Genomic DNA, 17,624 nt, shown 5'->3' on the forward strand with positions numbered 1-17,624 from the left:
TAAACTTTCATGAGAAATTTTTTGGACTGAGAGTCTCCCATCCAGGGCGGCCTATGTGTTTACGGCCCATAGAACGCCGATTTCCCCCGTGAACTTCGAAGCGATGGTTGTGTCTGCCGAGTGGGTATTTCGCCATCATCTTCCTTTGGCTTGGGTTCCCACGTAGAACGGAACCTTCTCGGATCCTTTTCCCAACTCATCAAGGCCGGTCGATGCCTCCCACGATTCGCTGCCACGACCTCGTTAAGACTTATCCTGGCAAGCCGCCGGTCGAAGCCGTTCGAGGGCTCGACTTGGAAGTTCACCCTGGCGAATGCTTTGGATTGCTGGGACCCAACGGGGCCGGCAAGACAACCACGATCGAGATACTTGAGGGACTGTTATCCCCAACCAGCGGTGATGTCGAAGTGCTGGGCAAACGCTGGGGTGGAAGCGGGGAAGAAGAGATCCGTCAGCGGATCGGTATTTCGCTGCAAGAGACTCGTCTGAGCGAAAAGCTGACCGTGCATGAAACGATCGCGCTGTTTCGGAGCTTCTACAACCAAGGCATCACGCCAGACGAAGCTTTGGGTTTGGTCTCGCTGCATGAAAAGTCGAATGCCCGAATCAGTAGTCTTTCCGGCGGCCAGAAGCAACGGCTGGCGGTCGCGTGTGCTTTGGTGGGTGATCCGCTCCTTGTCTTTCTCGACGAACCGACCACTGGCCTCGATCCCCAATCGCGTCGTCAGCTATGGGATGTCATTCGGGATCTGCGAGATGGCGGCCGCACGATCATGTTGACCACGCATTACATGGACGAGGCCGAACGGCTGTGCGATCGCGTCGCAGTGGTCGATCATGGGAAAGTCATCGCCCTGGGTTCACCACGAGATTTGATTACCCGCCTGGGAGGTGACCAGGTGATTGAGTTCCGCGTGAAGGAGGACGGCCCCAAGCTTTCAGCGGAATCTTTTGGTTCGCTGCCGGGAGTGCATTCGACCTTTTTTGACGCCGGGACGATCGTGTTGCACGTGAAAGAAATACACGCCGCGCTACCTGCGGTCATGGATAAGCTTCGTGCCGACCAAGTCGAGCTGGCCCAACTAACGACACGGCAGGCTAGCCTGGAAGATGTGTTCGTCACACTCACCGGTCGTCACTTGCGGGACGGAGGAGAATAGTCATGGCCTGGTCAATCCGTCCTCTTATGCAGCTGGTTATTGCTCGGGCGAAAGAATTCTTCCGCGAACCAGAAGCCATTTTCTGGGTGTATGGTTTCCCGATTCTGATGACGGTGGCCTTGGGTGTCGCCTTCCGCGAACAGCCTGAGCAGACGTTCCGCGTAGAAGTCATCGGTCCGCAGGCGGAGGTCGTTCGCACGGCGCTCAAGGAGGATTCGCGTTTTCGTTTAGGGGACAGCGGCGAAGTCGCTGCGAAAGAACGGCTGCGCACCGGGCGAACCGATTTGGTGGTCACGGCCAGCGGTTCGAAGCAGTTCGACTACTTGTTTGTACCCACGCGTCCGGAAAGCCAACTGGCGCGAAACGAAGTCGACCTGATCCTGCAAATGGCCTCCGGTCGAGTCGACGCGGCACAGGTAACTTCGACCAAGCTCGATATGCCTGGCGGTCGGTACATTGATTTCCTGGTGCCTGGGCTTTTGGGCATGGGGCTGATGGGCGGCGGTCTGTTTGGCGTTGGCTTTGTGGTGGTCGATATGCGCATGCGGAAACTGCTCAAGCGGTTCCTGGCCACCCCGATGCGCAAGACTGATTTCCTGGCCTCGTTGATGATTAGCCGTTTGATCTTCATGGTGCCAGAAGTGCTTATCCTGCTGGTCTTTGCCTGGCTGGTCTTTGGCGTGCAGATTGCAGGCAATCCGCTAACGGTCATCTTCTTCATTCTGCTGGGCGCGGTCAGCTTTGCCGGGCTGGGGCTTTTGATTGCCTGTCGGGCGAAGACGTTAGAGACGGTTTCCGGACTGATGAACCTGGTGATGCTGCCGATGTGGGTCCTTTCCGGCATCTTCTTTAGCCGCGAGCGCTTTCCCGACTTCCTCCAACCGGCGATTCGGCTTCTTCCGCTGACCGCTTTGAACGACGCCTTGCGGGGTGTGATGCTGGAAGGAACAGGGCTGTTTTCGTTAGCGCATGAAATAATCGTCCTGGTTCTGTGGGGCGTCGTTTCGTTCGTGGTCGCGCTCCGCTTCTTCCGGTGGCACTAGCCGGTTTGCCCCGGCAAATCAGCAGCAAACGTTACGCGACAGTGAATTTTTGACTGTTTCGAACAAACGGGGGCAAACGGTAGGTTTTCCCATTGACTCCACTTCTCGGGGGTCGATACATTCAAACTTGAATCTAAGCATGGCTGTCAGTCTGCCTGCAATGATCGACCTGTTAGATGTGTTTTCTGAGAGACGTAATGGCGGATAGGGCCTTCTTGCCCTAGTTCGTCCGTTTGTTCGGATGCCGGATGGCATCGCTCGAGCCACCTACTAGTTGACGATTTTGGCGACAGAAGACGCGGTGGACGACAAGCCACTGCATAGATGATGTGAATGGCGCACCGAGCCTAAGGGCGAGGGTGCGACGCCCGATCGAGCGAATCGGTCATTTCCGATTTTCTGTCTCTCTTGCTAGTAGGTTTTAGATCTGTGAAGAAGAAATTGTACGTAGGGAATCTCCCTTACAGCTACACCGGTACCGACTTGGAAAACCTTTTCGGTGAGTACGGTCCTGTTGCTTACGTCAGCGTCATTTCCGATCGTGAAACGGGCCGTTCGCGCGGTTTCGGTTTCGTCGAAATGGACAACGACCAAGACGCTACGGCTGCCATCGACGCCCTGAACGGTTTCGATTGCGATGGTCGTAAGCTGGTTGTTAACGAAGCTCGCGAACGCGAAGGTCGTCCAGGCGGCGGCGGTGGCGGCGGTCATCGTGGCGGCGGCGGTGGTCGCGGCGGCGATCGCGGTGGATACCGTGGCGGTCGCTAAGCTTTAATAGCTGATCAGACCAAATCAATGAAGCGGTCCGAGAGACTTTCTCTCGGGCCGCTTTTTTTATGGCGCAGTGGGTAACTTGAGTGGCACGTCGATTCGTGGGTCAGTCCAAAGAATCGGTTCTTCTTGATTGTAATTACTATTGACGATGAACTTCACGTGAGAGTAATCACCGCGCAACGACTCGAGTTCATCGCCGGATACCAAAGTATTAGACAACCAGATGGTCCGGATGGCTGAAAGTTCGGCGATCTGGCGAATGTGCCTCGCCTTGTAGCCGATGCCATTTACGGAGATTGATGTTACTTTAAGTGTCTCTAGACGTACGATGTGCTCAGCATGGAACGGCTCATGGGAGTCGCTCTGCTCTTTGCGTAACATGTCCGCAATTTGAAGATCAGGAAGCCCAAGGTGCTTCAAGTTTCGACTGCGTTCAAGGATGGGAATTGCACCCAGGGGCAACCAGTGATCGATCGTGATCTCGGTGAGATATGGGCACGCCTCAAGCTGAGCGAACTCTTCTCGCCAGTTGTCACTAGGGTCAATCGTGACAGCGTCGATATGGAACATACTAGGCAGGAAGAATTCGTTTCCGACCAATTTTCTCAGCCAGACGGGACCCTGATACTCAGAATTCCCTTTCACGCCGTTCTCTTCCAAAGAAAGACGAAAGACAGTTGCTTCTAAACGCTGGACATGCGCATGGTAAGCAAAGGGTGCCAGGGAGAGTGCGAGTACGGCGGTGATCAAGAACCCGTCGAGAATACGAAAACGCCACCTGCCAGCGCCCCAGCGAATTCGCCACTCGATCACCCCGCCAACGATCCCCAGGATGAGCAAGCCGACGGCAAGATCAACCGCCAACGCCCACCATCGAAAAATTCGCTCGTCAGCAAAGAATGGCCAAGATTCGGAGTAGATCCAGCTAATCCCTTTGTAGCTATCAGTAAAAAAACTATGTTGCGGTTGTAACACGTCGGGAATCACACTGCGGGCCATGAAAGGAAAGGGCCAACCGTGCTCGTAGAGGTCTACCTCGAGGAAGCAGAAGTTTGGACTAGGGGGAACTCGATCCGATGTAGTTTCCCAAAGATCCTGAAGCGAATCCTGCCAAGCCGAGGTTTCGCTCCCAGTATTCCAAACCAACTCGCCCGGCACCATGATCAACACCAATGGTACCGCGGTCAGAATCATCGCGCACCAAGTTGCCCAGTGCAGGCGTTTTAGATGCGAAAGTCGTTGCCAAAGATACTTCATTTGTGGAACTCATCCCGGCGAAAGAAACATCCGAATGTCCGGAAGTTCGTGGAAGTCAACTTGGGGGAACTCTTCTCGCAACTCCTCGATTTGTTGTTTGGTGGCGCTGGTTGATTGGATCTGGATGTGACGCATTGTTGGAAAAGCAGCAAGCTGCGCGATGTGCTGCTTTTGGACCATTACGCCGCTAACAGTGACTTGCTTTAGTCGCAGGTCCTTCAACTTCGAGAACTCCTCAGGTTGCAACGCAAGGTCTTTGGTACCGAAGATGAAAAGCGGCGTATCGATCTCGTACATGCCGAGAGTCAGTTCTTCCAGCCGCTGGCAATCTTGCAGCGTTTCTATGGCATCGACCGGCAGCCCGTGATGTGTCGAAAGACTCTTGAGGTACGGGTACTTCTTAAGTTGGGCGAAGTTCTCTCGCCAACGGTCATCCATCTTAATGTTGACCGAGTCGACGTGATAGAACACCGGCAGGTAATACTGATTCCCCACGAGTTTCCTTAGCCAGATTGGTCCTTGATACTGCTGACCATAACTGGTCCAGCCGTCAGTTGAAGTAAACGTCGGTGCCGCGACTGGCTTCCCATCAAATGCTTCCCGGCGGCGAAGCGTATCGTGATAGATGTACGTTCCCAGGGCGATACCGATGAGAGTCATGATCGCCAGCATGTCGGCCAGGTGAAATCTCAGCAGACCGCCGTTGCACGCGATTCGCCATTGAACGAGCCCTCCTACGCCGGTCACGATGACCAGACTGACCATTAGATCCAGCAGCAGTGACCAGGGCCGCAGCAAAAGGCCATCGGCCGATAGAGGCCAGTTGTCGTAGTTGCTCCACGAAACGTCGTGATAGAGAGATCCACCCCAAGACGTAAACGAACTCTTCTTGCCAAGCCAAGGTTTACTTTGTTCTCTTTTGTGGTCGTAAACGAGGGCTCTGGCCATAAACGGGCGTGGCCAGCCGTGGGAGTACGCAGTGGCATGAAATGTAAGGTAGAAGCTCGGATGCTTTAACTCCTTCTCGGCTGCCTGTTGGCGCCGGGCGGTAGCGTCCACCCGAAGCTGGTAACACGCTTTCTCCCACTCGGTCACAGGAAGGATCCAACCCCCGGCCTGGTATTCGCCTGGGACAACGATCAACAGCAAGGCCAGCAGCGTGAACGACATGGCAACCCAGGTTGCCCAGTGCAATCGTTTGAGCTTTGCCAGATAGGTCAGCACGCGGCGCATGTCAAATCAGGCCTCGACCGTCAAAAGCCAGGAAGCGAAGTTCTCGAACTTCTTTAGTGTGTTGCCGTTTTGATGATGGGTGTTGTTTCCCTTCGATAGCCACGCGAAGCCAGGACCGATCAGTGCATCGGGGCTACGCATGTGCAGCGCGATGCAGAGCGCGCGGAAATTCATTTCGCGGTTAGTATGCATCTTTAGGCCGGTCGACTTGTAGCGAAACTGACTGCGATCGATACGCATCCTTAGGACTGGATCGGTGCAGACGATTTCCAGGAAGACACTCACCTCGAAGCGGGCCTTCCGCTCCGGCTTCTTGCTGTGCGATTCGCGATTACCTTCGATGACCGAGATAATCTCGACCTTCTCTTCCACCTCCTGGACGATATCCAACAGGCGGATATGCTCCCATGGGATATGCCCTTCCCATTCGATCGAGCGAAAGACGAGATGCTCGTCCCGAAATTCCATGTCGCGGATCGGTACGCGCGGTATCGTGGGGACCCGGATTAAGTGGTCGTCATGTACAACGCGGCATGGCATCCCGGCCGTGATGAGTCCCTTGGCAATCTCTCGGGCAGCATCGAAGTCGACGTAGTTCGCTAATATCCCGGGAGAATTATGCAGGGCCTGCACCATTTCGGCCTTGGCCAGACCGAGGTACGGCCCCATGATCTCGGCAGCTTTATCGAGATCTACGCGGCAATCGGCCTCGCGCAAAATAGCATACGTATCCGGCATGTTCCTACCCGACAGAGAGACTCAGTGCACTTCGTTGTACCAAGGGTCTACCAATCGAGCAAAGCTTTCTCCCGTATGTAGAAATCGATACCGATCCGGAACTAGAATAGAGGCACTGTCCCCTTCTGTTTACGAGGTTTTCTTATGAAATTGTCACGCGTATTTTGTCTGTCTTTGCTCCTCCTGTTCCCACTGACGGTTGCCCTCCAGGCCGCCGAAGAAAAGCCGGCGACCCAGTCGGAAGAGTCATATGAGCTTGCTGATGGGAAGGAAATCGACTTCCTGCTGTATCTACCTAAGGAATATGAACAGCAAGCGAAGTGGCCCCTGGTCCTGTTCCTGCATGGGGCCGGCGAACGGGGAGACGACTTATCGCTCGTCAAGAAACACGGCCCACCCAAGCTGATTGAAAACGGGAAGGAGTTTCCCTTCATCGTGGTATCGCCCCAATGTCCCAAGGGCACGTGGTGGGTGACCGAAGATGTTGTGGCCCTGATGAAACACATCATGCAGATCCACAATGTCGACAAGGAACGTGTCTACATCACCGGTCTGAGCATGGGGGGCCGTGGAACGTGGCAAGTCGCTGGTGCGATGTCAGACGAAGTCGCGGCGATCGCTCCGATCTGTGGACCATCGGATGTTGCCGTGGTCGAGAAGATCGCGCATCTGCCGATCTGGGTTTTCCATGGCGCGAAGGATTCGGTCGTGAAGATCTCACATTCCGAGGACATGGTGAAGCTGCTGAAGGAAAAGGGCAACGAGCCCAAGTTCACGATCTATCCAGAAGCCAATCACGATAGCTGGACCGAAACGTACAACAACGAAGAGCTGTACGAGTGGCTGTTGTCGCACAAGCTGCAGACAGAAAAAGAGTAGTTTCTAAGAAACCAATCGAGCGACCGAGGTGTAAGAATTGCGCTTCGGTCGCTTCTTCTTTCGCAGTCAGGCGTTCTCACCAAACGCGGCACCAGGACCGCCCACCACCATTCGGGCACCTGGTACGATGCGGAACTTCATCGACGCGAAGGTAGCCTTCTCGCCATCCAGGCTACAAGGAACATCAGGCGAGGCTTCGAACTGCACCTCTTGAGCGTCGTAGGTAACAATCCTTCGTTCGGCGTCTTCGTTGGTCAGCACGAAATTGATGCCTGACTCGAATAGTTCAATCGTCGAAAGCGCCGGTAAGACGGTCACATGGATCTTGCCATCGTTCAGTTGGGCAGTCGGGGCGATGACAAAACCTCCGCCGGCACAACGACCGTTGGCCACGCAGAAAGCGTAGGCCTCTTCTTCAATCACCTCGCCTTGATCGAGCTTCAAACGAATGCGAAAGACAGGCGGATCGGAAAGTACGGAGAACGCCGACATCCAGTAGGCCAGTGCTCCATATCTCTCTTTCGTTTCGGTTTGAATTTCTTCGGCGACAACACCCCCGATACCGGCCGTGACCGCATTCATCAGAAGCTTGGGCTCGTCGATGGACGTTTCGAGAATGTCCATCGCTTTGGCCTCGCCGTTGACGGCCAGATCCCAAGCGGCTTCGACATCGCTGAGTGGAATATCCAACGAACGTGCCAGGTCGTTACCAGTTCCCGTCGGAATGATACCGAACTGAAGACCGGGTGGCGAAGAGAGAGTGCTTAGCGAGCGAGAAATCGTACCATCACCGCCGACAAGAATGACCCGATCAGGCTTTTCCGCCTTGAGCACGTCGATCAACTCCTCGTCATCTTGGAGTTGATCGATCGGGATCCAACAAAACCCATCACGCTCTGCGAGCTGTTTGACCTGTGGGCCGATCACTTGGGCTCCGCCGGATCGGCCGTTGAAGAGCGTACAGATTTTCATGCAGTCCATTGCCTCCGGGCGATTACTCGTCCAGCAACATGATTTCAACTTTACGGAACTGAACCGGGTGGCTTTCCGATTGCAGCGAAATCGTTCCCCCGGAAAGCATGACGTCGCCGCCATTCTTTTCGATCAACATCTTCGTGTGATCTGGTTCCGAAATGGATCCGTTACCCGGATCGAGTTGCGACTTTTCATATTCGATAACAACGTCGCCATCCATGATGTGTTTGATCGTTCCGTTGCCGTGAACTTCGATTTCGCAAGTGACCCAGCGATCGCCACGGTAGGTTTCCGACGAGCTGTTAATGCAGTGGGGCTTGAACAACTTGCCATCCATCACCACGTGCGTGCCTGGGGTGCACAGATTGGCGGTGGGGCGGCTGCCGGTTTCCCTTCCACCGAGAAGTTGCACTTCGATGGAAGCGGGGAAGTTTTGATCCTTGCCCATGTCCTGCGGCGATTCACCATGAATCATCACGCCGCTATTGCGGAAGGCCCAACCTGGACCACCTTTGCATTGGTCGCCGATGAAGCGGTATTCCACTCGCAGGCGATAGTTGCTGAACGGCTTTTCGTAGAACAGGTGACCGAACGTTTCGTTGAAGCCGTCTTCATAGCCATCGGCATACGAAACGGTCAGCAGGCCGTCTTCGACGCGAAACGTGTTGCCGGGGTTTTCGCCTGCTTCGTGGTACCGGACTTTCGGAACCCAGCCGGTCAGGTCTTTCCCGTTGAAGAGCTGAATCCATTCCCCTTTGGGCTCAGTCGTTTTCTTGTCTTCCGCTTGAAGCGCGACCACACATGTCAAAGCCATCAACAACGAAAGAGACAAGGACCGGTGCATAGTCATGGGGGAAACCTCATTGAAAAAGTCGGACCGCAATCGAGCGGCGTGAATTTCGGTGAATGATCGACTTGGGGCGTCGAAAGAGTTCCCCCCAGTTTAATCCACGGTCAGTCGTGTCTAAAGTCGACACTGACATTCCCAATGAAAAACTACCCACCAATAAAATGATGGGTAGTTCTAGATTTTTTATGCTGGCACTAGGACTAGTAGCCAATGATCGGCATTCCGACCGTCCGCGGGACCGGAGCTGGCGTGCTGTACCAGTAGGTCTTGGGGTAATAGTTCACCGTTGTCGGGGCGGAATAGGTTGTCGCGGGAACCACCTGGGACGTTGGTGCGTAGTAGGTGGTGGTCGCCGGCGGCGCGTAATAGGCCGTGGTGACATTCGGCGTGTAATACGACGTCGTCGGAGCGTAATAGCTCGTGGTGGTCGGCGCGTAATAGGTGGTCGTCGGTGCATAATTGGTGGTGACAACCGGACGATTCACAACCGTTGTGGTTGCGGCACTTGGGACAACAACGGGTTGCAGCCCAGATCGAAGCCCGAACAGTCCGCGGCGGACAGGAATGTAGCCAACTGCCGTTGGCGGGGCTACCGTCGTGTAAACTTGCGCTTCAGCCGTTTTCACGGCAAACAGTGGTGCCAGCGCGACGGCACCGACAATCAACAATTGCTTGAACATGTCGATCCCCCTTGGGTATGGATAAGTTGTTTTTGTTTCGGTGGCAAAGAACAACGCATTAGGCATTGTTTCTTGGCTCAAGGTAGAGACAAGGCAAACCCGGTGCCAATCTCTCAATAGAGAAGGATTCTGCACCAGTGTAGGACACGGTTGGTCGCATACCCGTCAGGTTGATCGTTGGAATTCAATGGTTTCGAATCCGACAATCGATTTTCCCCGATTTCTGTTCATATTGAAACAATTGTTATCAAAATGATTGCAAATCTTCTTTTGACGCTGTTAGACGTAGCTGGAAGAATCGTCATAACTTGCCGCCTGGTTTGAGCTTTGGGGGAACCCGTTCGGATTGCCTTCCATTGGCATGCCCCCTGCACTGAGTTCTTGTACGCACAGTTACGTACTAAGTCCGACGACCGGAACGCAGTGTCACAACGTAAATGGCACTCCGCACCCCATGCCGAGTCAGGTAAGCAACATCGCTTCGACTCGTCTGCGTCCGGTTGTGGTCGAGCATAACCAAAGGAGTCCTATTATGTTTACGCGCTCCGTCTGGCTGGCAGGTTTGCTGATCTGCCTGATCGGACTTCCCGAATTGGGACACGCCCAAAGCAAGGGAAAAGGTAGTTCGCGCGGTTCCGACCGGGGTAGTAGTGCCCGCAGCAATAGTTCGCGCTCTACTCCAAGTGTCTCCCGTAGTCGCAGCAGTCGCACGCCGTCCGCTTCGCCTTCGTTCCGCAGTCGTACTCCATCATCGAGCAGTCGAAGTATACAAGGGCCGACGCGATCGACGCCCACGCCATCTTCTTCCTCGCGGAGTACTCCTTCGATCTTGAATCGGTCCACGCGAACGAGCCCTAAGCCGACCCCAAGTCGTACTCCGAGTCGAAGTTTGAATACCTCGCCGTCGATTAGCAATCGCGGGTCGTCGTCGCTGGACGCTTTGCGCAGCCGATTACAATCGTCCCAAAAGCCTGGCGCTACGGCGGATCGATCGCGCTCGACTTCTCCGACAACTCCATCGCGAAGTCCATCGAATAGTTCGAGTCGAGATCGATCGAGTTTCTTTCGCGAGTTCGGTAGTGGAAATCAGCCGTCCAACCAGCCCAGCATTAATCGGAATCAGAACGTGAGTCCGCGACCAAACACGTCGCAGCCGACGCGTGATCTGCGTGACATGTTCAATCGAACGAATCGTCCCGATTCAAATCAGGATCGCGGTTCATCGGCAACACCCAACACGTCTCGTCCAGGATCAAGTACGGTCCAACCAAGTCGTGATATCCGAGATATGTTCAACCGTACCAACCGGCCGAATCTCGACCGAGATCGTGATTCGGGACAACCGTCGACGAATCGTGGCCCGAGCACGAGTCCTGATCGTACGCCGAACTCGGACATTCGCAGTCGATTTCGACCTGGCGACGCCAGCGACATTCGTAGTCGATTGGAAGCACTAAATCGTGGTGACGCCAACACGCGACCATCGTTGCCCGATCGTGGTAATCAAAACCGATCCAATTCGGCGGATCGTGATGGACGCCCCAGCATCGACCGCGATTCGCTGCCTTGGAATCGATCTGGCTCGAATCGTCCCGATGCGGACCGGCCTGGACCAGGGCCGGGTGATCGTGATCAGGCCGACCGAAGTCGTCCTGGACGTGGTCCCGATTCAGGCAACGTTCAAGGACCAAATCGCCCCGACCGAGGTCCATCGGACCGAGTCGCCAATGGTCCTGAAGTTCGACCCAAGTTCGATTGGAAAGATCGATCAAACCGTGATCCACAGTTCCGCGAACGATTGGAAGACGTTCGCCGTCGAGGATCGCTCGATGACGGCGCGATTCGTGATCGCCTAGCGAACGTCGAAGATCGCTTCAACGATGGCAACCGAAATCGTGACGGTAACCGAGGTGATTTTGATCGGAATCGAGACGGTCGCCGCGGTGACTGGGACAGAGACCGTGATTGGGATGGCCGTTGGGACGATAAGCACCGACGCCATGTGCCTGACAATTGGTATCGTCACGCTCACAATGTACGCCATCACTACCACGACCGATTCGCGTACGGATGGAACAGCCGCTGGTACGCCAACAACCGGTATCTCAGCAGCTGGTACTTCCACACCTATCGTCCGCGACCAGGCTACTGGTGGACGTGGTGTTCACCGTATCGACTGAGTAACTGGTATTTCTGGGGCAGCTACCCTTCGTACCCAGTCTATTACGACTATGGTTCGACGATCGTCTACGACTCGCAGTACATCTACGTCGAGGAAGAGCCGATCGCGACGCGAGAGCAATACGCTTTAGAGGCAATTGCCCTGGCGAATGAAGGACGCAAGATCCTGCAAAGTCGACCGCCGATTCAAGGAAATGGTAATCCAGACGATTGGCTGCCGCTGGGCGTCTTCGTGCTGACCGATACCCAATCGGGCCAGGGAGACATCTATCTTCAGTTAGCTGTCGATCGGGAAGGGCTCTTGGCAGGTACCTACTACAACGCTTCGACCGGGAATTCGCTTCCGGTGTGGGGTAAAGTCGATCCGCAGTCGCAGCGAGCGGCTTGGCTGATCGGCGAGAGCTCCGGGACGGTCATGGAAACAGGTATCTATAACCTGTCCCAGGAAGCCGCATCGGTCCTGGTACACTACGGTACGCAGCGCGACGAAACTTGGATGTTGGTTCGCTTGCCAGAGGACGAGGTAACGAACCCTAGCAGCTAGTTGCCCGCTGTGATTATCCACCGAAAGCTCCGAAGACCTCAGGTCTTGGGAGCTTTTTTTCATGCCACTTGTCTAGTTGCGGGTACCCAGAACGGTGGTCTATCGGGGGGAAAGTTTGGAAAAAGGACGGACTTCCGCATTTTTTTCTTAGAAGCGCCAGAAAGTTTCTGCGAGAATTAGCGCAAATAAGACGCGCTTCGTCCCGCCGTTCCGTAACCCATCTTTCCCGTTGGATTAGTGACGCCGTTATGCGCATTAATGCAATATGACAAGCCTTTCACGAAAAAAATCGGGCCAGAAAGGATAAGCTTCCGTACGAAGTAGATTCACAACCTATATTTACGATGGGTCAGAAAACTCCAGTGGGAAGACCTTTGGATTTTGCGGTCGAAGCGCAGCCTAGATCAGAAATTGCCTGTTTTGTGTAGTCTTGCCAGACAAAACATGAATACACTGGCTTTTATTTGAGGTGCTTCGATTGGATTCCGATGAAGGAACTGGAAGTAGAAACTGATTCAACATTCGTTAAGGTTTTTGTGACACTGGCGAGGAGCTGCCGCGATTCTAAAATCGCCGTTTCGACTTTTCCAGTTCACTGCTATTAACGTTCCATAGAAGTTCCTACCAAGATTCTCGCTGGAATTTGTCGCGCTCGCAGCGTGCGACATTTCACGGGGCAGCGAGAGTACAAATCTTGGCCGCGAACGGAATCAAGGGCAGCAAAACGACTAGGGGTAAAACAGGCATGACCGTTTTCCTGGGTACACAGTTTGCATCCCATGACTTCAGAATCGATTGTTTATTTTGTCGACGATGATCCCGCCGCGCGCGAATCCCTTCTGCAGCTTGCAAGATCGGTAGGGCTGACGGCCTATACCTATAGCTCTGGCGAAGAGTTTCTCGATCAAGCTCCAACGGCACAGCCTGGCTGTGTAGTGCTCGATATCCGTTTGCCGGGTATCTCGGGATTGGAAGTACATCGTCGAGTCAATCAGGCGAATTTGCCGCTGATTGTGATCTATTTGTCCGCCCACGCCGATGTGCCAACAACCGTTCAGGCCATGAAGCTTGGGGCGTTCGAGTTGTTTCAGAAGCCGTGCAATACGACGCGGTTGATCGAAGCCATTCGTCAGGCATCGGATAAGAATCAGCGAACCTTCGAAAAGCACATCAAACGCAAAGAAGCAGATCAGCTGCTACAGGAGCTCTCGGCCGAGGAAACCAAAGTCCTCGAACTGATGTTCCTGGGGCGAACCAACCAGGAAATCGCCGATCGTTTGCAGCTAAGTTTGCGAACGGTACAGTTCCGCCGATCGAGCATCTTTCGCAAGACGAACGTCAATTCCAAGGCGCGGTTATTCGACATGCTGTTTGATGCCGGCTGGAGTCCGACTTCGCAGATGCCTCAGGTTCAGGAAGTCGGTCGTCACGACGGATAGACGCAATCCAGGCAGAAAACTTGCCTTCTTTCTATAATGTCAGAGGGCTAAGTTACCTTGCCGGGAAGCTGTCGTGGATACGCAAAACCCTTACCGCTCACCTCAAACCGAAAGCCCGGGCGAGGTGTTTCTGCAGAGTGAGATCTTTCGTGGAACGACGCTCGCTTGGTTTGTGGATCGGTATGAGTTTTACGTGCCTGAGATTGAAGATGTAGCTCCCCAGGCGATTGCATTCTACGAGGTCCTCGGTGCTCAGCTCGTTAGCCGAGAGCCTCTGACGTTCTGGCGTGGCAATTGGTGGTCGACGCTGATGGGGCCTGAACACCGTGCGCGACAGCGGATCGTTCTGCGCACGACCAAGAGCGAACGACGAGTCAGCCTCGAGTATCAGATCAATATGATTCTTCCGACGCGAATCTATTACAACAGCCACCGAGAAGCGATGCGGCTGGCCACCGATCTGGGAGCCGTCCATCCAGACGCGCTGCGGGGATAGAAGGTCCGGCCGCAGATTACAAATAAGCCGCGTTCGTCTTCCCTCGTCGTGGACTCTCGCGTGCACCCATGACAATAAAAAAAGCGAAGCCAAATGGCTTCGCTTTGGTGTTCTCAGTGCTATTTGCTCTGGTGGACTAGGTGTTCCACTGAGGCCAAGTGCCGTAGCGCTGGAGTTCCATGAACAGCAGGATGGCTCCGGTCGTGAGTGCGACAAACGACAGGATCAGCATCATGGTGTAGACGTTGAGGTTGGACTTGCGTCCCGACTTATCCGAGCTTTGTGGAGACATAGTCACCCTTCTTAATCAGGCCGCGGCGGTATTCCCGAACGATTTCACCAACCGCACGATCCGGAGCGGTTTCTTTGATGATGATACGGCCGAGGTAGGTGTCGCCGCGGAACACGTCCAGCGTGTTGCCTCGACGGATGCCATCATCAGCACCGACCGAGATCTCGACCATGTTGTTGTCGTTGACGGCAGTGACGACTGCTTCCAGCTGAGGTGGAATACCATCAACCGGCGTGTATTGGTCCATGCCGTGGGCGGTCAGAACACGCTGCATGCGAGCGATCGTGCTAACCAATTGCTGTTCCCGTTCCTTCAGGCGATCTTGTTCGACTTTGTACTGTTGCAGCTTGTCGGTCAGCAGAACAACTTCCTGGAAGTTAGTGTCGCGATCGGACTGGGCCGTCTTGATGTCGCCACGCAATTGAGCGACTTCCTGCTTGAGATTCTTGGAGTTGGTTTCGGCCAATTCCAGGAGGATCTTCATGTCGGCTTCCGACTTGACCAAACGTTCGTTTTCTTGATCCAGACGTTGTAGTTCGGCATCTTGCAGCTTGGTACGAGCTTGCAGAGCAGCCAAAGCGTAAACGCGAGCGGCACGTTCCTGCTCGAGCTTCGTCTTCAGCTTTTCAATCTCGTCCTGCAGAGCCGCGGCGGCTGCTTTCTGCTCGGTAATGGTGGCTTCCATACCTTGGCTGCCAGCGCCGTCCCCTTTAACTACGTCGCGCCAGTTTTTGTGCGTGGCGTACACCATCATGGCCACGGTCATGAAGACCAAGCTCATGATGAGAATCAGGACGGTAAAGATCTTTCCGATCAATGTCATGGATGTGACTCCTTCAATGGCTTTCGCCAAGGCCTTGCCTGGGTCGGTTTCTCGTCGCTCGCGGCCGCGTGAAAGATCATCACGCGAGTTTGGCAAGCCGCGTCCATGCAGATTGACGGATCCAACAACCGAAAAGCAGCCTCTTCAAGACCGCGCTCGAAGAGTACCGGGTGTTTAGTTAGGGACAAGATGTGTGAGTATTTACGGCCAGTATAATTCTGGGGTTTGAGCAGTGTCAACAAAACGGACAAATTAGTTTGGGGGTTCTGGGAAATGTGGCTGCATAACCGGAACTCGTTTCGCAGCACGCCCAGTCCCTGATCTAATATAAACGACAATAATGCTTTACGACGGACTCAGGCGGAGAATTTTGCCCGTCTTCTGCAAGCCGTACGTCCAATGGGGGAGCATGATTCCGTTTCTGCGGATAACCGATCACCCAGACCGTTTATGCGTGCCCCTCTGTAGTGCTGTCGATGGTGTCTTGCAGAGGGGGTGAGCCGCTCTTAGCTCTCACAAGCCATCCAACAATGGCCCCTACAATCGTCAGAATCAGGCAGCTGCCCGCAAACCAATCCCCGTAGCGCGTGTAGTCGGTTAGAGGACGATTAGTCGGATGGATCTCCGCGACCAGGTAAGTTGTCTTCCTGACCGGTGAGTACTGGCTTAAACGACCGGAAGGATCAATCACAGCGGAGATGCCGGTGTTAGCGGCGACCAGCATGGGCCTGCGGTTCTCAATGGCCCGAAATCGAGCGCACGTCAGATGGAGGTCCAAAATGCTCGATCCCCAGAACCAACCGTCGTTGGTCAGCGTGATCAAAGCATCGACGTCGTGTCCTTGCTCGTGAAGCTCGCGAACCTGTCCGGCCACAAGTTGGGGAACCGTATTTTCGAAGCAGATGCAGGGAACGAGCGAAACGCCTTCGACATCGACCGATACCGGCCCCTTTCCTGGTGTGAGCCCTCCACCAATGGGCAGCCAATCGTAAACGAAGGGAACGTACTCGCCGAAAGGAACGTATTCGCCAAACATCACCGGGTGGACTTTGTCGTACCGATTGATGATCGTGCCGTCGTGCCCCACGTGGATGGCCGTGTTGAAATGGTCCAGGCGCTGATCGCCGTAACGCAGCACGGATGTCCCCAGCAGGAGTGGAGCCTTCCAGCGGTTCACGGCCAGGTCCTTTAAGAAGCCGTTGAAACCGCTAGCGCGGTTAAGGATCCGCTTCTTATGTTCTGCGGCATCAAAGGGCAGATTGGCAGGCGGGGCATAGTTTGGGCCCAGCTCGAACACCATGTGATCTCCCATCGTCGTTTCCGGCCAGACGATCAAATCGAGATCGGGGTGCTTCTTCACCAGGTGATCGGTGAGTGCCGTGTATTGCTCGAAGGTGCGCGATGACTGCGTCGGGTCGCCGAAGACGGTGTCGATCGAACCCTGGACCAGACCAATGCGGACGCTCTTGGCGTTATCGTCGAGATGGTCCGCTCGATATCCCCACTCGAGCATTCTATTCATCTCAAAGGCATAGAAGCCGAAGCAAAAGTAGCCGACGACAATCATCAACGCGCCGATAATAGGACTGATACGGCGAAGGACTTGTAGATCACGCGAGATCTCAGACGGAGCTGCTTTCATAGTAATTGCGGTAGCAAGTAGTGCAGCCACAAGCATCATCACAAAGCCAACGCCGTAAGCGCCCACCATCTCCGCAATCTGAACCATCGGTAGGAGATCGACCTGGGTGTGCCCGAGCATGGCCAGCGAGAAGCCGGTAACAAAGTAGGCCCGAAAGTATTCCAGGGCTGTCCAAACGATCGGAGCCACAAGCGCCAGGGGCACATGGGTGCGATGCACGATCAAGCGACTGATGGCGACAAACAGCGGGATGTAGCAGGCCAGGTAGCCGCACAGCAGCGGCCAGCCAAATAGACGGGTAGCCCAGTGGGCGTGCCCCACGCCATAAAGCACCGTCAGCCAGAACAAGAGCCCCGATAGGTAAACGATCCAGTAAGCTCGTTTAGGCAGCACCGGCACGCGGATCAGCAGCAACCAACCGATCGGAGCAATCCAGCCCAGCGGAAACAAATTCAACGGGGGAAACGCGGCTGCGAGCAGCAAGCTACTGCCGATGGCCAGTGCCAGGGTCGCACGCCAGCTGATCGAAGGCGCCGCGTTTGTGTCACTGGTGGAAGTCGTGGGTGAAGATGCGGAAGCGTGCACTAGGATACTCGCAGGAAACCGGGCGATAGGGAG

The 17,624-nt window shown here is 54.7% G+C and carries 16 protein-coding genes; 7 read left to right on the forward strand and 9 right to left on the reverse strand.

The genetic code is table 11. The annotated features are described in order from the left end of the window. The first annotated feature begins 212 nt into the window (after positions 1-212). The 3 genes from PSR63_RS11225 (at position 213) to PSR63_RS11235 (ending at position 2,971) form a co-directional block, all read left to right on the forward strand. The gene (locus PSR63_RS11225; RefSeq protein WP_274333327.1) at positions 213-1,160 is read left to right on the forward strand and encodes an ABC transporter ATP-binding protein; all 948 of its coding nucleotides are present in this window, start codon (positions 213-215) and stop codon (positions 1,158-1,160) included. A 2-nt stretch (positions 1,161-1,162) separates the two neighbouring features. Next, positions 1,163-2,203 (forward strand): ABC transporter permease, encoded by a 1,041-nt coding sequence (locus PSR63_RS11230; protein WP_274333329.1) that lies wholly within the window; start codon positions 1,163-1,165, stop codon positions 2,201-2,203. Between the two features lie 429 nt (positions 2,204-2,632). After that, on the forward strand, positions 2,633-2,971 hold the full coding sequence (locus tag PSR63_RS11235; RefSeq protein ID WP_274333331.1) for an RNA recognition motif domain-containing protein: 339 nt from the start codon (positions 2,633-2,635) through the stop codon (positions 2,969-2,971). A 66-nt stretch (positions 2,972-3,037) separates the two neighbouring features. On the opposite strand, the gene PSR63_RS11240 is transcribed toward PSR63_RS11235, so the two are convergent. The 3 genes from PSR63_RS11240 to PSR63_RS11250 form a co-directional block, all read right to left on the reverse strand. Next, positions 3,038-4,171, reverse strand: coding sequence for a hypothetical protein (locus PSR63_RS11240; protein ID WP_274333333.1), 1,134 nt, complete (start codon positions 4,169-4,171; stop codon positions 3,038-3,040). A gap of 72 nt (positions 4,172-4,243) precedes the next feature. Continuing rightward, a complete protein-coding gene (locus tag PSR63_RS11245) occupies positions 4,244-5,467 on the reverse strand; it encodes a hypothetical protein (protein ID WP_274333334.1) in 1,224 nt (407 codons plus the stop codon). 6 nt (positions 5,468-5,473) lie between these two features. After that, entirely contained in the window at positions 5,474-6,205 is a 732-nt protein-coding gene (locus PSR63_RS11250; RefSeq protein WP_274333336.1) for a hypothetical protein, read from the reverse strand. Positions 6,206-6,349: 144 nt separating this feature from the next. On the opposite strand from PSR63_RS11250, the gene PSR63_RS11255 reads away from it, so the two are divergent. After that, positions 6,350-7,084, forward strand: coding sequence for a prolyl oligopeptidase family serine peptidase (locus PSR63_RS11255; RefSeq protein ID WP_274333338.1), 735 nt, complete (start codon positions 6,350-6,352; stop codon positions 7,082-7,084). 66 nt (positions 7,085-7,150) lie between these two features. Here PSR63_RS11255 and PSR63_RS11260 read toward each other — a convergent pair whose 3' ends face one another. The 3 genes from PSR63_RS11260 to PSR63_RS11270 form a co-directional block, all read right to left on the reverse strand. After that, the gene (locus tag PSR63_RS11260) at positions 7,151-8,056 is read right to left on the reverse strand and encodes a diacylglycerol/lipid kinase family protein (RefSeq protein ID WP_274333339.1); all 906 of its coding nucleotides are present in this window, start codon (positions 8,054-8,056) and stop codon (positions 7,151-7,153) included. A 22-nt stretch (positions 8,057-8,078) separates the two neighbouring features. Further along, a complete protein-coding gene (locus PSR63_RS11265) occupies positions 8,079-8,909 on the reverse strand; it encodes a 3-keto-disaccharide hydrolase (RefSeq protein WP_274333341.1) in 831 nt (276 codons plus the stop codon). 200 nt (positions 8,910-9,109) lie between these two features. Continuing rightward, the gene (locus tag PSR63_RS11270) at positions 9,110-9,589 is read right to left on the reverse strand and encodes a hypothetical protein (protein WP_274333343.1); all 480 of its coding nucleotides are present in this window, start codon (positions 9,587-9,589) and stop codon (positions 9,110-9,112) included. A 1,126-nt stretch (positions 9,590-10,715) separates the two neighbouring features. On the opposite strand from PSR63_RS11270, the gene PSR63_RS11275 reads away from it, so the two are divergent. The 3 genes from PSR63_RS11275 (at position 10,716) to PSR63_RS11285 (ending at position 14,249) form a co-directional block, all read left to right on the forward strand. Next, positions 10,716-12,314 (forward strand): hypothetical protein, encoded by a 1,599-nt coding sequence (locus tag PSR63_RS11275; RefSeq protein WP_274333345.1) that lies wholly within the window; start codon positions 10,716-10,718, stop codon positions 12,312-12,314. Positions 12,315-13,093: 779 nt separating this feature from the next. Continuing rightward, entirely contained in the window at positions 13,094-13,753 is a 660-nt protein-coding gene (locus PSR63_RS11280) for a response regulator transcription factor (RefSeq protein ID WP_274333346.1), read from the forward strand. 73 nt (positions 13,754-13,826) lie between these two features. Further along, positions 13,827-14,249, forward strand: coding sequence for a hypothetical protein (locus PSR63_RS11285; RefSeq protein WP_274333347.1), 423 nt, complete (start codon positions 13,827-13,829; stop codon positions 14,247-14,249). A gap of 136 nt (positions 14,250-14,385) precedes the next feature. Here PSR63_RS11285 and PSR63_RS11290 read toward each other — a convergent pair whose 3' ends face one another. From PSR63_RS11290 to lnt, 3 genes are all read right to left on the reverse strand, one after another. Further along, on the reverse strand, positions 14,386-14,541 hold the full coding sequence (locus PSR63_RS11290) for a hypothetical protein (RefSeq protein ID WP_274333348.1): 156 nt from the start codon (positions 14,539-14,541) through the stop codon (positions 14,386-14,388). Then, positions 14,519-15,364: a hypothetical protein gene (locus PSR63_RS11295; protein WP_274333349.1), complete on the reverse strand. Its 846-nt coding sequence runs from the start codon at positions 15,362-15,364 to the stop codon at positions 14,519-14,521. The genes PSR63_RS11290 and PSR63_RS11295 overlap by 23 nt, the downstream gene beginning before the upstream one ends. A 448-nt stretch (positions 15,365-15,812) precedes the next feature. After that, positions 15,813-17,591 carry an apolipoprotein N-acyltransferase gene (gene lnt, locus PSR63_RS11300; protein WP_274333350.1) on the reverse strand — a complete coding sequence of 593 codons (1,779 nt, stop codon included), beginning with the start codon at positions 17,589-17,591 and terminating at the stop codon, positions 15,813-15,815. Between the last annotated feature and the right edge of the window lie 33 nt (positions 17,592-17,624).

It is taken from the genome of Bremerella sp. P1 (assembly GCF_028748185.1).
In the GTDB taxonomy this organism is placed as follows: domain Bacteria; phylum Planctomycetota; class Planctomycetia; order Pirellulales; family Pirellulaceae; genus Bremerella.